At 59.6% G+C, this 14,285-nt stretch carries 8 protein-coding genes; 5 read left to right on the top strand and 3 right to left on the bottom strand.

The window, feature by feature from the left end; all coding sequences use genetic code 11:
* Window positions 1-82 precede the first annotated feature (82 nt).
* The 3 genes from V9K67_RS15655 to V9K67_RS15645 form a co-directional block, all read right to left on the bottom strand.
* The gene (locus V9K67_RS15655) at window positions 83-4,504 is read right to left on the bottom strand and encodes a polysaccharide lyase family 8 super-sandwich domain-containing protein (protein WP_336723986.1); all 4,422 of its coding nucleotides are present in this window, start codon (window positions 4,502-4,504) and stop codon (window positions 83-85) included.
* A 57-nt stretch (window positions 4,505-4,561) separates the two neighbouring features.
* Window positions 4,562-6,541, bottom strand: coding sequence for a heparin-sulfate lyase HepC (gene hepC / locus V9K67_RS15650; protein WP_336723984.1), 1,980 nt, complete (start codon window positions 6,539-6,541; stop codon window positions 4,562-4,564).
* 93 nt (window positions 6,542-6,634) lie between these two features.
* Window positions 6,635-7,852 carry a glycoside hydrolase family 88 protein gene (locus V9K67_RS15645; RefSeq protein WP_336723982.1) on the bottom strand — a complete coding sequence of 406 codons (1,218 nt, stop codon included), beginning with the start codon at window positions 7,850-7,852 and terminating at the stop codon, window positions 6,635-6,637.
* Window positions 7,853-8,120: 268 nt separating this feature from the next.
* Here V9K67_RS15645 and V9K67_RS15640 point away from each other — a divergent pair, with 268 nt between their 5' ends.
* The 5 genes from V9K67_RS15640 to V9K67_RS15620 all read left to right on the top strand — a co-directional run bounded on the left by V9K67_RS15640 (window position 8,121) and on the right by V9K67_RS15620 (window position 14,206).
* Complete coding sequence (locus V9K67_RS15640) at window positions 8,121-8,537, top strand: response regulator (protein WP_336723981.1); 417 nt, start codon at window positions 8,121-8,123, stop codon at window positions 8,535-8,537.
* 13 nt (window positions 8,538-8,550) lie between these two features.
* Window positions 8,551-9,657, top strand: coding sequence for a formylglycine-generating enzyme family protein (locus V9K67_RS15635; protein WP_336723980.1), 1,107 nt, complete (start codon window positions 8,551-8,553; stop codon window positions 9,655-9,657).
* Window positions 9,658-10,169: 512 nt separating this feature from the next.
* Window positions 10,170-11,666, top strand: coding sequence for a sulfatase family protein (locus tag V9K67_RS15630; protein WP_336723978.1), 1,497 nt, complete (start codon window positions 10,170-10,172; stop codon window positions 11,664-11,666).
* A gap of 310 nt (window positions 11,667-11,976) precedes the next feature.
* Window positions 11,977-12,900: an ROK family protein gene (locus V9K67_RS15625; protein WP_336723977.1), complete on the top strand. Its 924-nt coding sequence runs from the start codon at window positions 11,977-11,979 to the stop codon at window positions 12,898-12,900.
* Window positions 12,901-12,910: 10 nt separating this feature from the next.
* Window positions 12,911-14,206, top strand: coding sequence for an MFS transporter (locus V9K67_RS15620; RefSeq protein ID WP_336723976.1), 1,296 nt, complete (start codon window positions 12,911-12,913; stop codon window positions 14,204-14,206).
* Window positions 14,207-14,285: the final 79 nt, after the last annotated feature.

Genomic DNA, 14,285 nt, shown 5'->3' with positions numbered 1-14,285 from the left:
AAAGTAAATCAGGCGCATGGTTCCGATCCCTCCCAAAAAAGGCCGGCTCCTGGTGAAGAGCCGGCTTCGTTTTTCGGGGGAATTAGAGCTTGATGAGTTTTAGCACCTTTCGTTGATCTCCCTGGATGATTTCCGCGAAATAAATCCCGCTCCCCAGGTCGTGGCCAACGTGAAAGGTTTTGCCGGGAGCTGCCGTCAGGGTTTTCAGGATGCGTCCCTCCACATCGGCTATTTGTATGCGGATACCTTCCTCGCTGCTGCTGTTCACCCGCAGCGTAAATGCCCCGGGGCTTGGGTTGGGAGCCAGCAGTATATCGAAGGGGGCGCTGGTTCCTGCCTTTTGCGATCGGCCGTTCCGGATACCCCCCGGTGGATTTTTGGGAGGATGCGGCCCGGTGCATGCAGGCTCGCTAATGGTGACGGATTGGGTGGCGGTGTCCGTATTTCCGAAAAAGTCGGTGACGGTCCACTGAATTACCGAAACCCCCGGGTGGAAGGTGCCGCTGGCATCGGCGCCGGTGCCGGAACGGGTGGTGGCCCCTGCCACCACAAAGGTGGTGGATTGAATGCCGCAGTTATCCTGGGCGGTTAACGGGGGAAGCGTATAGCTGTTCCCCGGCTGGTAAGTGAAGCTTTGGGACGCAGGAGGGGTGATGGCGGGCGCCTGCGTATCGTTGACGGTTACGTTGAAGGAAGCAGCCATGGTCGTTTGGCAGCCATCCATCACGGTCCAGGTTACCAGCGTGGTGCCTTTATGGAGGGTTGCATGGGCCAGCGAGTGGGTGCCGGTGGCGGTGGTGGCGCCACTCAGGGCATAGCTGTACGTGAGGGATCCGCAGTTGGTGGTGGCGGCTATATCCAGCTCGCTGCCCTGGACGGTATACGTGCAGCCGCCGGCATCGGTGCTTTTGAACCGGTCGGTCATTGCCGTCACCGCCAGCGTTGCTTTTACCAGGCTGGTTTGAATGGTGAAGCCGTTGGTGGTGCTGAAAGAGACTTCGGTGCTGTCGCCGCTGATGGTGGCCGTTACATTGCTCACGGGATTTTCCAGCAGCCATTTACCCGAAAGGGTCAGCCTGACCACTTCCACCGGAGGGGTCCGGTACAGGATGGAAGGATTGCCGGTGATCTGGTTGAAGGTGTAGTTTTCATGGGATGCCAGCAAACCCAGGTCGGGGTTGGTCAGGCTCAGTTTCAGCCGGTTGCCGTGCTCCGTTTTTTGGGTCATCACCACCGCCGGTTTGTCCACGCTTTTGACGAGGTCGTAGGAAAACCGGGCGGCAGGGTTGAAAATGGCATAGCCATACGTGCTGTCCGGGACATAGCGCCCAATATGGGCAGAGCTGTCTTGTTGCAGTACGTGAAAGTAAGTGTCGAAGTTGTCGGCAAAGTCGCGGGTGCCCGCCGCACCGGCCTGCAGGGCAAGGCCGTACACGTATCGGGCATGGGCGGGGGCCACGCCATGGTTGATATAGGCGGTGGTGAAATGGCCGGTGGTAGTGGCGGTATTGGCCTGGTTGCGCGATTGCTGAATGGTACGGAACACGGTGATGGAATCGGTATTGGCCGCCGATGCCGGCACCACATAACCGTTGCCTGCCGCATCGGTAGCCCAGAAGCCGCCGCCTGTTTGCGTAAAGCTGTAGGCGCTGCCGGTAGCCGCTTCCCCCTTTACATAGGTGGTCGTGTTGGTGTCGGCCAGCGCGGTCTGGAACAGGGTGGTTTGCAGGGGATAGGTGCCGGCGGGGTTGGTGAAGTTGGAGCCCATGCACAGCAGCTTATCCTTGAAGAAAAAGACCGTTTTCCGGCCGGTCATGGGGGTGGCGGAGTTCTTATCCTGGTAGTCCATGGCAAATACACCCTCGTTGTCCAGGGAGGCATGGGCCAGGAAGCTTTTGCCGCTGAACAGACGGTGGGTGCCGGTTCCCAGCACGCTCAGGGGCAGGTAGGCGGCGGTCACCCCCGGCGTGCGCGACCAGTCCCAACCGTTTTCGGTATAGCCGTTGCTTTCATGGGTCAGCGGGCTTCCGGTCGCCAGGATCTCCAGGGACCCGGCCGACGTGTACCGGCCAAAAATGTTTTCCGTGGCGCTGTTCTCGTAATGCCAGATATACTTGCTGGTGCCCTTCACGCTTACCTGGTAGCCGTTGTGTTTATGGACGCTCAGGCCGGCGTAGGGAAAATTGAACTGTCCCTGCAGGCATTCGGGCAGGGGGCTCAGGCCGGCATTCAGCACAGCGCACATTTGCTGTATCCCGCCCACGCTGTGAAACGGGTTGATGCTGAGCGTGTTGGATTGGATGAGGGCGGTATTGGCAGCGGTCGAAATATTCCACAGCCGTACAAATTCCCTCCCGGCATCCTCGTTGGCAACCGGGTCGGCCAGGTACAGGTAGGCATAGGTGGGCCGGATATCGTTGGCAGCGTCGGTGTTCAACGGGAAGCGTCCGCCGAGGCTTCGGGGCATCTCGAAACCCTGGCAAAATTGGTTATAGGCCAGGGCGGCTGCTTTCAGGTTGCTTTGGGCCGTTGCGTCCAGCTCGTAGGGCGTCCCTTTTACCATCAGGTTCAGGATCGCCACCTGGTGCAGGGCATTTTCGCCATAGGTATTGGAATATACGCCGCGGTGGTGGTACGTGGAAAAATCCGGTTTGATGCAGTCGCTCCAGCCCCGGCTGATCTGTACAGCGTTGTCCAGAAAATTTTTCAGGTGGTCCATGTTGGCCGTACGGTTGCTGCAGGTGTCGTCCTGCGCCAGGATGTAGCAAAGCCGTTGCTGGGTGGACACCCGTACCACGTCGGTGTTGAAGCCGGGATAGGTAAAACGGAAGCCTGGAAACGCAGGGTCCAGGAAATAGGTGAGCGCCTGCAGGGTGGCTAGGTGGTGGGGGAAGGCGCCCGCCGCCTTCAGTTCGTCCTTCATCAGCAGGACCGCCGTGGCATAAGACGAGGTGCGCAGCGCCACGCTGTTGTTGATGTCCACCGATTCGGTGGCCCCGGTTTCGTCAATCACGAAATCCGTCGTGCTGCCGACACCCTTTGCCTGGAGGTAGTTGAAGACCGACAGGATCGTGTCCTTCAGCGTGGGGCTGTGGTAATTCGGGTTCGGAGCGGAAGCGGGTCCTTTCAACTGGTAGAGGAACACCAGCCGGATCAGCTTCTGTTCCACTAGGTTGGAAAAGGAAGTCTCATCGGCACTGCTGGTGCGAAAGTTCCAGGCAGCGCCGGGCTGGAGGAGATCGTAACCCGACAGGTTACGGGCCGAAAGGCCGGAGCTGATGAACCGGTTGTACCGGTCCCTGACGGCGGCAATGCTGTAATCGGCGCCCTCATCCAGCAGCCAGCTGCGGTACCGGGCCCCAATGCCGCCGAGGGGTCCGTTGTCCGCCACGGTTATGGTTACCGGGGCAGATGTGGTGACCGCCCCGCTGTTGTCGGTAGCTTTGGCCGTCAGGGAATAAGTGCCGGAAGGAACATTGCTCCAATCCAGGTTATAGGGAGGGGTCATATCCTCACCCAGCTTGTTGGCGCCGTGAAAGAATTCCACTTTGGTAATGGTCCCGTCGGCGTCCGCGGCATCGGCGCCCAGGCCGACCAGGGCAGGAGAGGAAAAGGGGGCATTGGGTGCCGGGGCCGTAAGGGATACGGCCGGTGCCTGGTTCGGGGGCGGCGTGGCATCCGGCAAAAAGTTCGCATAACGGATGTCGTCCACATGGAGCGTGGGGGCGGAGCTGCCCAAAACCGAGTTGAACAGGTTCATGCTGTTCACGGCGGTTCCCTGCGGCAGCATGCCGGCGGCCCCATCGGCATTGGCCAGGATCTTTGTGTCATCCAGCCAGATATCGAAGGTCCCGGCCGCCAGGCTGTGGGTGACCAGTCCGGCGCCGCTGCCGGTGGTATAAAGGGCGTTGGTATATCCGTTGTTCATAAAGAACCGCAGCAGGTATACCTGGTTTTTGGAAATGCTGGTCTGGGCAAGCCCGCTGGTGGTGTAGGGAGCGCTGGTGCTGGCATTGGACAGCCATTCGAGCGCTACCCCGGTGGCGTTGGGCGACAGGCGCAGGGCGGCAAAAACCTGGGCGATATTGAGGCCATTGCCGTTGGCAAAATTGCTGCCGTTGCCGCAGAAGATGACGTAACGCCCGTTGGTGCCGGTGGCCATATTCAAGGTACACTGGAAGGTGCCGACGGTGGTGCCGCTGTAAGCGGCCAGCCCGAATTTGGCGCCGTTGACCGTCGTGCCCCCGGTCATTTTCAGTTCGGCCCCGGCGCCGCCGGCCAGGCCGGCGGTCACCAGTTCCACCGGCCCGTCCGTGGCCGAACAGGCGCGAACGCCCGCCGTTCCGCCGCCCGCCTGGGGAGCGGGCAAATAGCCGGTGCTGTAGGTGGTGGACGAGTAGGGCGCGGCCGCGGCCGTGCCGAAATCATATACCCATTGGGTATTTTGTGCCTGTGCCCGGGAAAGGGCAAGGGTGAAGCATAAGGCAAAGAATCGTTTTGTCATGGTGGCGCTTGTTTAGAAATTTTTCATATGTCGTATAGAGGTTAAAGCGGTGGAAGATTAGTTTCCCAGGTCGGCGCGGATCGTCTTTTCCCGTCCGCCGATGGTCAGGCTGAGGCGGATCCGGCCGCTGGCGAAGTCGTTGCCTGCCTGTTCCTTCAGGCTGATGGGCGGTGCTGTCTCCCCTTCGAAGGGGTAGAGCACCGTTACGAAGGTTTGGGTGGCCTCCCGGCCCTTGGTCTTTTCAAAGGCAAAGGCGGGACGCTGCTGTTCCTGCCGGTACGCGTAGGAAACCTTGCCTTCCTCTTCCCGGAGGGCCACCTTGTCGCTGTTGAGGTTTTGAATGAGCAAATTGTTACCGTCCGGGTAGCGGGTGACCGCCCTTTTCTTTACCGTATCATAAAGGGGGCGGCTGTCTTCTTTTAAGGTAAAGTGCACGTCCAGGGTACCTTTGGCGGATCCGGCGGCCTTGTCGATGATCAGGAAATATTGGCGGTCGATGAACAGCACGCTGCGGCGGTGCTCCAGGTTGCCGTAGGAGGGATTGGTATAGCTCAGCACATCGAGGTCGTTGCCGGCGCTAAACCGGTGCAGGCGGGCATGGGTGCGCTCCTGGTTGCGGTTGTCCAGGGTGAGGGTCTGGTGCACCCTCGTCTGGCGGTAGGCTTCGCGGAGCTTCATGATCTCCGCATCGCCGCTGTACACGTAGACGCCGGCATCGGGGGTGAAGTTGCGGCCCTTGACCCACAGCTCAAAGGTGCCGTTGTCGGGCTGGGAATGGAAGCCTGCCGACGGCCCGGCCTTCAGGATCAGGATCGTGGCGGGGCGCGTCCAGCCGTTGCGGAACGTATAAAACCCCGCGTGGGTCAGGCCTTTGGAAAAATAAGCCGGCAGTTTGCCTTCCCTGCCTTCGGTGGCCCAGTACCGGATGACGTCGTTTTTAGGAAATACCTCCGACCACGACCGGTACTGCTTTATCCGGTCCTTTTTGTTGATGAGCCAGGAGTCGCCGAACATGGGCGCGTTGTAATCCGGGAACGTGATGTGGATATTGGCCATGATCATGTTCTCCACGGTTTTTTTATAGCTTTCGGGGAACTCCTTTTCCAGGTGCACGGACATGGCGGCCCGGTAGGCTTTCAAAAAGATGTCGATGGAGGCTACATGGTAAACCGGCGACAGCTCGAACTGCAGCCCGTCGGGGAAGACCTGTTTGTTGATTTCCGTATTCAGCACCTCGATGCCGTGTTTGCGCCAGCCGGGTGCGTTTTTGAATTCGGGAAAGGAGGCGCCGGCAAACAGGGTGCGCTGCGCTTCAAATAAGCGGTGGTTGCCCTTTTGGGCGAAATGGCCGTTCAGGTAGTCGGCCTGCTGGTGGTAGCTGTTTAAAAAATCCACCAGGAAGCCCGGCGTCATGTTCGGGGAGGTTAAAAACAGCGACAGGGTGGGCACCAGGCTCTGGATCCTGTCGGAGATCTCCAGCGGCCGCCAGGCAAAGCTGTCGTTGTCGGCCGACAGTCCCAGGGGGTTTTTGCGGGCCCAGTCCGAGAATTCAAAAAACCATTCGTTTGCGTAGCGTTCGTCTTTGGTGGCATGATACACCAGTGCCAGGGACTGCCACCATTTTACCCGGTGCAGCTGCCAGCGGACCTCGTTGTCCTTGACCGGCCAGAATTGCCAGTTGATGTCCTGTCCGTAGGGGAAAAAGCCGTAGCCCTTATGCGGTTTGAACTGGTGCAACAGCGCCTTGTCGGCCATTTCCCGGGTGGCGCTGTCGATGGGCTCGTGAATGTCGGCAGGCTTTTCCGCATTGCTGAAATCCGCTTCTTTACCGGCGGCTTTCTCCCGGTAGTAGTCGAGCAGGGCCGCGGCGGCTTCGTTATACCGGGCGCCGGCTACCAGCCGGCTTACTTTTTCCAGCCCGGGGTAATTCAGGTTGAGGAGGGCAAAGCTTTCCTTGGCTATCGGCCGTTCCTGGGCGTGCAACTGCAGGGCCGCCGACAGGATAAAGGAGAGGATCGTTGTTTTTTTCAGGTGCATGAGCAATCTTTTTAAGAAAGGTGAATGGGGAATTGGGGTACGAAGAGCAGGTTCGGCAAGCACCTGAAAGGGGGCTTGCCGAACCTCGGAGGGCTACTGTTTCACCGTGGGCTGTTTGCTTTTCAGGGCCTCGTAGCGCTTCAGGGCTTCGAGGTAATAGTAGTCGGCATAATCCAGCGGCGTGTCGATCTCGGAATTGTACAGCAGGGCGCCCACGCTGTGCTTTAAAATAAAGTACTGGTTCGCTCCCGGTTTTGCCAGGTAGGCATCCGAGGACAGGGATTTCAGGATGGCTTCGGCATAATCGAAATAGTGCTGGCCGTCCGTTACCTGGGCGCTCAGGTCGAGCAGGGCGGAGGCGATGACGGCGGCCGCCGAGGCATCGCGGGGGCAGCGTTCTTCGTTCTCCAGGGCATTATGGACATCGTAGTCCCAAACCGGGATCTTGTCCGCCGGGGTGCGGGGGTGGTGCATGATAAAGGCGGCGATCTTTTGGGCCTGTTTCAAAAAATCGGCGTTTTTAGTGTTCTTATAGCACATGGTATAGCCATACAGGCCCCAGGCCTGTCCCCTGGCCCAGGAGGACTCGTCGGTCAGCCCCTGGTGGGTGCCTTTGCGCAATACCTTGCCTGTTTGGGGATCGTAGTCCACCACGTGGTACGAGCTGAAATTTTTCCGGAAATGGTTTTTCTTCGTGGTCAGGGCATGCGTCGTGGCGGCGCCGGCGTACCGGGGCTGGTTGAAGGCGCCGGCGGCCCAGTATAAATACTCCAGGTTCATCATGTTGTCGATAATTACCGGGTAATGCCACCAGGAAAAGTCCCAGGAACGGATGACGCCTACTTTAGGGTTGAAGCGGTTAAACAGGTTTTGCGCGCCGGTTTTCAACGGGGGCAGGTAGGCCGCCGAGTCCCGGGTGATCCGCAGCGCATTGCCGTAAGAGCAATACAGCATAAAGCCGAGGTCGTGGGTATGGGTGAGGTACTGGGCGGAATCCAGGGCCAGGGTAAAGCGCCGCGCCTGGTCCGCCAGCTGTTGAGCGCCGGTAAGTTCATAGCCGTACCAGAGGGATCCGGGGAAGAAGCCGGTGGTCCAGTCGGTGTAGGGCGCCAGCCGCACCGAGCCGTCGGGGTTGATGGAGCGGGGGTTTTGGCCGGGCGTATACGTGGCGGCTGCCCGGGTAAGCTGTTGGGCGATCACCTGCTTCGAATGGAGCAGCCAGGCATCGTTGCCCGGTGTCTCCTGGGTGCGGCCGGCAAGGGCGGCCAGGAGGCCGAGGCCGGTAACCAGGGTACTTAATTGTCTGTTCATGTGTGGTTTTTTTGAAAATGAAATCGTTGGACGACCGCTGTAAAATTATCTGCGCGGGCAGGCAGGCCCTTTCACTATTGATTGAAATGCTTTAAGGCTGGTTGAAAGGGCCGGATTTCTTTCGGAATAAGCAGGCGGGTAAACGGCCAGCGGCCGGGCAGCGGGAAGATTCACCAGGATCGGAAGGCATTTGGACAGGATCGAAACCCGTTTTTAGGCGGGCCGGGTACATTCGTGGCCGGAATCCTTTCTTCAAAAACGATAAGCTATGGCCACACCAACTTTTGTAACCCATGTATTGCTGGTCGATGACGACCCGGATGATTGCCGATTTTTCGAGGAAGCGCTGGCGGCCGTAGCGCCCCAGGTCTCCCTACGCAGCCTGCCGGAAGGCGATGGCCTGCTGGAAGAGGTGGAAGAATGGCGCCCTTCCCTGATCGTCATGGATTATAACCTTCCCCGGGAAAATGGGATTGAACTGCTGGCGCTGCTCCAGGCCCACCCGGTTTTCCGGGCCATCCCGGTGGTGATGTGGAGTACGGGTCATTTGCCCGCCATTGTGGCGGCGGCCTATGCGGCCGGAATCCGGTACTTTTTTGCCAAGCCCTGGAAACTGGAGGTGCTGCAGGAACAGTTGAGCGTCCTTCCGGGTTTAATCTATTCCCCTGCAACCTATACCTGCTAAACGCTTGTACAAAATGCATTTTCCCCCACTGCTTTCTCTTTTAATAAGCCTGCTGCTCCTGTGCCCGGCCTGCACGGAAAACCCTTCGGGCAGGGCCGCCAAAAACGATGGCCTGGTTTCGTGTATGAAAGTGCCAGCCCGTTCCCTAAGGTTCAGCGCCGCCCAGCCTGTTACTCCCGGCGACAGCTCTAAAAAAGGAATGGTATTGCTCCCGGGCGGTACCTTCTTCCGGGGTGGCGACCGGGACGGGGCAGACGGATCCCCCCGGCACCAGGTCCGGGTGAAGTCTTTTTGGATGGATGCCACGGAAGTCACCAACGCCCAGTTTGCGGCCTTTGTTGCCGCCACCGGCTATGTAACGGTGGCCGAGCGGAAGCCCGACTGGGAGGAGCTGAAAAAAACGCTTCCTCCCGGAACGCCCCGGCCCGCCGACAGCCTGCTGGTGCCGGCCTCCCTGGTGTTCCAGGCTACCGCCGGACCCGTAGACCTGGCCCATTACAGCCAGTGGTGGCGCTGGAAACAAGGCGCCTCCTGGCGGCATCCCGAGGGACCCGGCAGCGACCTGGAAGGCAAAGAAGCCCATCCCGTAGTGCAGGTGGCCTGGGAAGATGCCCAGGCGTATTGCCGGTGGGCCGGCAAGCGCCTGCCCACGGAGGCGGAATGGGAATATGCCGCCAGGGGCGGCCTGCAGGAAGCGGTCTATGCCTGGGGCCGGGAAGACCGGCACCAGGGAGCGCCCAAAATGAACAGCTGGGACGGACAGTTCCCATACCATAATTCACTGGAGGATGGCTATCTGACCACGGCCCCGGTCGGGTCCTATGCCCCCAACGGCTACGGCCTGTTCGACCTGTCGGGCAACGTATGGGAATGGTGCAGCGACTGGTACGATGCCCGCTACTATCAAACATTTGCGCACCGGGTGGCCGACAACCCCCGGGGGCCGGCCGCCAGCTATGATCCCGAAGACCCTTATACGCCGAAAAAATGCCTCCGGGGCGGTTCCTTCCTGTGCAATGACAGCTATTGCAGCGGCTACCGTACGGCCAAAAGAATGAAAAGCAGCCCCGATACCGGCCTGGAGCATACAGGTTTCCGCTGCGTGGCCGATGCGCTGTAGCGCCATTCTCACTAAGGTTGACCGCGAACGGGGAAGCCCGCAGGGCTTCACTGTGAATAGCCCCGGGTGCAACCCGGGGTCAGCCGTAGTTCACCTCCCACAACCCCGGATGGGGTTGAATGTGGGACCCGCGATCCGGAGACGGTACCCAATCAAGGAGCGTTTGCGAAGAATCCTTCGAAATAAAAACCCGATGTAAACCGACCAGGACACATGCAACCCCGTTGGGGTTGTGGTGGTGAACTACGGCTGACCCCGGGTTTCACCCGGGGCTTCTTTTGTTGAAGCCCTGCGGGCTTCCCCGTTCGCGGTCAACCTAAGTGAAATTGAAATTATCCCTAAGGAAGGGGAAATTCAACAGGATCGAAAGGCTTTTCAACACCCATGCAATCCCTTTTTCCGCCCAGCCGCTATTTTCACACCGCTGACAGCGGCCAATCCGTTCCTGCTACAGCCCGCTTTACTTCCGTCGTTCCGCTACTCGCAATTGTTTAAAATACCATCAACATAAAATGAAAACAGTATCGTATTTTCTGCTCCTGCTTCTGGGGATAGGGATGGCGGGTTGCCAGCCCTCCCCGGAAAAATCCCGGCGACCCAATATCCTGCTGATCATGTCGGATAACCAGTCCTGGAACCACGCCGGCTGTTATGGCGACCGGGTGGTGCGTACGCCGAATATGGACCGGGTCGCCGCCAGCGGCGTGCGCTTTACCCATGCGTTTTGCAATTCCCCTTCCTGTTCCCCTTCCCGGGCCGGCATGCTGACCGGGCAGGACATCTGGCGCTTAAAGGAAGGGGCCGACCTCTGGAGCATTTTGCCCACCGAGTTTAAAACCTATCCCGACCTGCTGGAAGCCTCGGGCTACCAGGTCGGCTTTCAGGGCAAGGGCTGGGGACCCGGCAGCTTTGCCGCCAACGGCCGGAAACGCAACCCGGGCGGCGACCCCTACAACAGCTTCGCGGATTTCCTGAAACAGAAAAAGAAGGACGGCCCCTGGAGTTACTGGGTGAGCAGCCTCCATCCGCACCGTCCCTACGAAGTGGGCAGCGGCAGCAAGGCCGGCATCGATCCGGCCAGGGTAACCGTACCGGCCTACCTGCCCGACCATGCGGAGGTGCGCAAGGATATTGCCGACTATTACCACGCCATCGAACTTTTTGATAAAGAGTTGGGCGAGGTGCTGGAAGCCTTACAGCAAAGCGGCGAATGGGACAACACGGTGGTCGTGGTCTGCAGCGACAACGGCTGGCAAATGCCCCGCGGCCTGGCGAATCTCTATGATTTCGGCACCCACGTTCCGCTGATCATTTCCTGGCCGGGCCACTTTAAAAGCAATGCCCTCAGCGATCACCTGGTCACGTTGAACGACCTGGCGCCCACCTTCCTGGAGCTGGCCCACCTGGAGCCCCCCGCCGAAATGACCGGCCGGAGCTTATTACCGGTGGTCCGAAAAGAACCGGCGGAGGCGCAGCAGCGGGATTTTGTCGTGCTGGGCCGCGAGCGCCATGCCTTTGTGCGCCAGCACGGGCTGGGCTACCCGGGCCGGGCCATCCGTTCCCGCCGCTATTTATACATTAAGAATTACGAACCCTCCCGCTGGGCGGCCGGCGACCCGCCGCTTTACGGCGATGTGGATCCCTATATGCTTCAGTATCCCGGTCCCGCCAAGATGTACCTGATCGCCCACCGGAACGCGCCGGCGGTAAAGCCGCTGTTCGAGCTGGGCCTGGGCAAACGGCCGGCCGAAGAGCTCTTCGACCTCGAAAAGGACCCGGACCAGCTGCACAACCTGGCGCAGGAGGGGGCGTACCAAAAAGTGAAGGAACAGCTGGCCGCCCAGATGCAGGCCTACCTGGCCACCACCAAAGACCCCCGGGCTACCGGCGGCGACACGAAATTGTGGGATAGGGCTCCCTATTTCAGCGAGATCGACAAGCGGGCGCATCCCGGCCCGGAGGCCCGCAACGGGCTCGGGCTGGATTCCGTGTATAATTATTTAGATTAGTATCTTAATACATTGTAACTGAAGTCATTTATTAGCAGTTTTGCTTTATTGGCGAAAGGCATTGGGCACCGTAGGTGCCTCCTGTTTCTAGAAACATCCTATTGAACGCTTTTGGGCTTCGTAGGAGCCACCCGTGAAGCAAAAACAGTTGCCTAAAGGAAGGGAACAGGCACTTTCTCCACAAGGCGCTCCGAGGGAGCGATGTCCTCCTCTTGTGGCTTTTCGATAAACAGGAGGCGCCTATGGCGCCTGGGACACCTCAGTGAAAAATAGTATTCTACTTTTATAACCCTGTTCTCAATAAGAATCAATGGATAAAGAATACGCTATCGGAATAGACGTCGGCGGCTCCTCGTTCAAATGCGGGGTAATCAGCCGCACCGGCGCCCTCGTGCACCGCTTTTTGCAGCCGCTGCAGCCCGAAAATGCCGCCACCGAAGACCAGGTGGTGGCCTTGCTGGCACAGGCCATCCGCCAGTGTGCGGCCGCCGCCCCGGAGCCGGTGCGGGGCGTGGGCATCGGCTTCCCCGGCATCGTGGAGGAAAATGTCGTTATCGGCGGGGCGGACAACCTGCCGGGTTTTGAACAGCTGCCGCTGGCCGCCATTTTGGAAAAAGAAACTGGCTTCCGGGTGCTCATCGATAACGATGCCAACATGATGGGCCTGGGTGAGTGGCAGTTCGGGGCAGCCGAGGGCTGCAGCGATGTGGTGTTCCTGACCGTAGGTACCGGTATCGGCGGCGCCCTGGTGCTCCACAAAAAATTGTACGGGGGCTATAAAAACCGTGGTGCCGAACTGGGGCATATCATCATCCAACAGGACGGCAGGCCCTGTACCTGTGGCGGAAAGGGCTGTTTGGAAAGCTATGCTTCCGTGACGGCCCTGGTGGACCAGTACCGGTTGTTGCACCCGCAGGCAGGCACCGGCGTGAACGGGGCCTTTATCGTGGAGCGGTACCGGGCAGGGGAGGGGGCGGCGGTAGCGGCCCTGCAGCAGCATTTTGATGCCCTGGCCCAGGGTGTCGCCAGCCTGGTCAACATTTTCAGCCCGCAGAAAGTGGTCATCGGCGGCGGCATCAGCGAAGCGGGCGCCTTTTATATCCGGGAAATCGAATCCCGGGTGCTGCGGATGGCCATGCCCGCGGCCCGGCAGCATACCCAACTGGCGGCGGCGCTCCTGGGCAATAAAGCCGGTATGCTGGGCTGTGCCGCCAACGTTTTCCAGCACTTTTAATCCCCTCCTTATGCAACAACGAAATCCTTTTTTGGTCGGCGTTATTTTGCTGATCTGGTTTGTCCTCTCCTTTGTGACCAATATCCTGGGCCCGCTGATGCCCTTCGTCATCCAGACCTATCAGCTCAGCCTTACCATGGCCTCCTTCCTTCCGTTTTCTTTTTTCCTGGCCTACGGCATCATGTCCGTGCCGGCCGGCGTGCTCATTGAACGGATGGGAGAAAAATGGTCGATGCTGCTGGCGTTCGCGCTGAACTTCGGGGGCGCCCTGGCCTTTGCGCTCCATCCCCACTACGCGATGGCGCTGCTGTCGCTCTTTGTCATGGGCGTCGGCATGGCCATGCTGCAGGTGATCATCAATCCCCTGATGCGCACCGCCGGCGGGGAGGAGCATTTTGCTTTTTTCTCGGTCCTGGGGCAGCTGGTTTTTGGCCTCGCTTCGTTTATCAGCCCGTTCGTGTTTTCGTACCTGATGCAGGAACTGGGCCATCCGCCGGCACACAGCCTCCTGGGAGGATGGCTGGGTGCCCTGGTGCAGCGTCCCCCGCATTGGGCGGCCCTGTACTGGCTGTTCAGCTTTATTTTTTTGGGGATGCTGGTCGTGCTGGCGCTGCTGAAAATTCCCCGGGTGCAGCTGAAAGAAGAGGAAAAGAGCGGTGCGGCGGGCGTTTACCTGCAGTTGCTGCGGCGCAGCGATGTATGGTTGTTCTTCCTGGGCATCGTTGCCTATGTGGGCACCGAGCAATCGCTGGCCAACTGGATGTCGGAGTTCCTGAGGGCCGTTCACGGGCTGGACCCCCGCACGAGCGGGGCGGCGGCGGTGGCCCGGTTCTGGGGCTGCATGACCATCGGTTGCCTGCTGGGCCTGGTGGTGCTGAAACTCTGGGATGCCCGGCTGGTGCTAAAAACCTCCGCCCTGGTTTCCATGCTGGTCCTGTCCGTGGCGTTGCTGGGCCGCAAGGAGTGGGCGGTCGCCGCCTTCCCCCTCGCCGGCTTTTCCATTTCCGTCATGTTTTCGGTGGTGTTTTCCCTGGCGCTCAACTCGGTGGACCGGCACCACGGATCTTTTTCAGGGATCCTGTGTTCGGGCATTTTCGGCGGGGCGCTGGTGCCGCTGATCGTCGGCGCCCTGGGCGATGCGGTGGGATTGCAGCTGGCCCTGGCGTTCCTGTTCCTGCCCCTCGGGTATATCTTGTTTTTGTCGGTTTACGCCCGTCCGCTGGTGCAGAATAAGACGGTCCGGTTGGGAGAGCTGCTCCGCCGGCCGGGCCGCGGGGCGTCGACGGAAAGCGCCGCCCGGAACTAAGCCGTTTTTAGCCTTTTTCACCTGTTTTAAACGGATTTCTCATCAAACTTGAAAGGATACTAACCCGGATCGAAACGGG

This window comes from Huijunlia imazamoxiresistens (assembly GCF_037132455.1).
GTDB lineage: Bacteria > Bacteroidota > Bacteroidia > Chitinophagales > Chitinophagaceae > Flavisolibacter > Flavisolibacter imazamoxiresistens.
The sequence above is the reverse complement of the archived record's forward strand: the minus strand, read 5'-3'. Positions and strand labels throughout refer to the sequence as shown.

Coding starts and splice junctions, on each gene's coding strand:
- V9K67_RS15655 (WP_336723986.1), bottom strand. CDS start 4,504: ATGACAAAACGATTCTTTGCCTTATGCTTCACCCTTGCCCTTTCCCGG.
- hepC (WP_336723984.1), bottom strand. CDS start 6,541: ATGCACCTGAAAAAAACAACGATCCTCTCCTTTATCCTGTCGGCGGCC.
- V9K67_RS15645 (WP_336723982.1), bottom strand. CDS start 7,852: ATGAACAGACAATTAAGTACCCTGGTTACCGGCCTCGGCCTCCTGGCC.
- V9K67_RS15640 (WP_336723981.1), top strand. CDS start 8,121: ATGGCCACACCAACTTTTGTAACCCATGTATTGCTGGTCGATGACGAC.
- V9K67_RS15635 (WP_336723980.1), top strand. CDS start 8,551: ATGCATTTTCCCCCACTGCTTTCTCTTTTAATAAGCCTGCTGCTCCTG.
- V9K67_RS15630 (WP_336723978.1), top strand. CDS start 10,170: ATGAAAACAGTATCGTATTTTCTGCTCCTGCTTCTGGGGATAGGGATG.
- V9K67_RS15625 (WP_336723977.1), top strand. CDS start 11,977: ATGGATAAAGAATACGCTATCGGAATAGACGTCGGCGGCTCCTCGTTC.
- V9K67_RS15620 (WP_336723976.1), top strand. CDS start 12,911: ATGCAACAACGAAATCCTTTTTTGGTCGGCGTTATTTTGCTGATCTGG.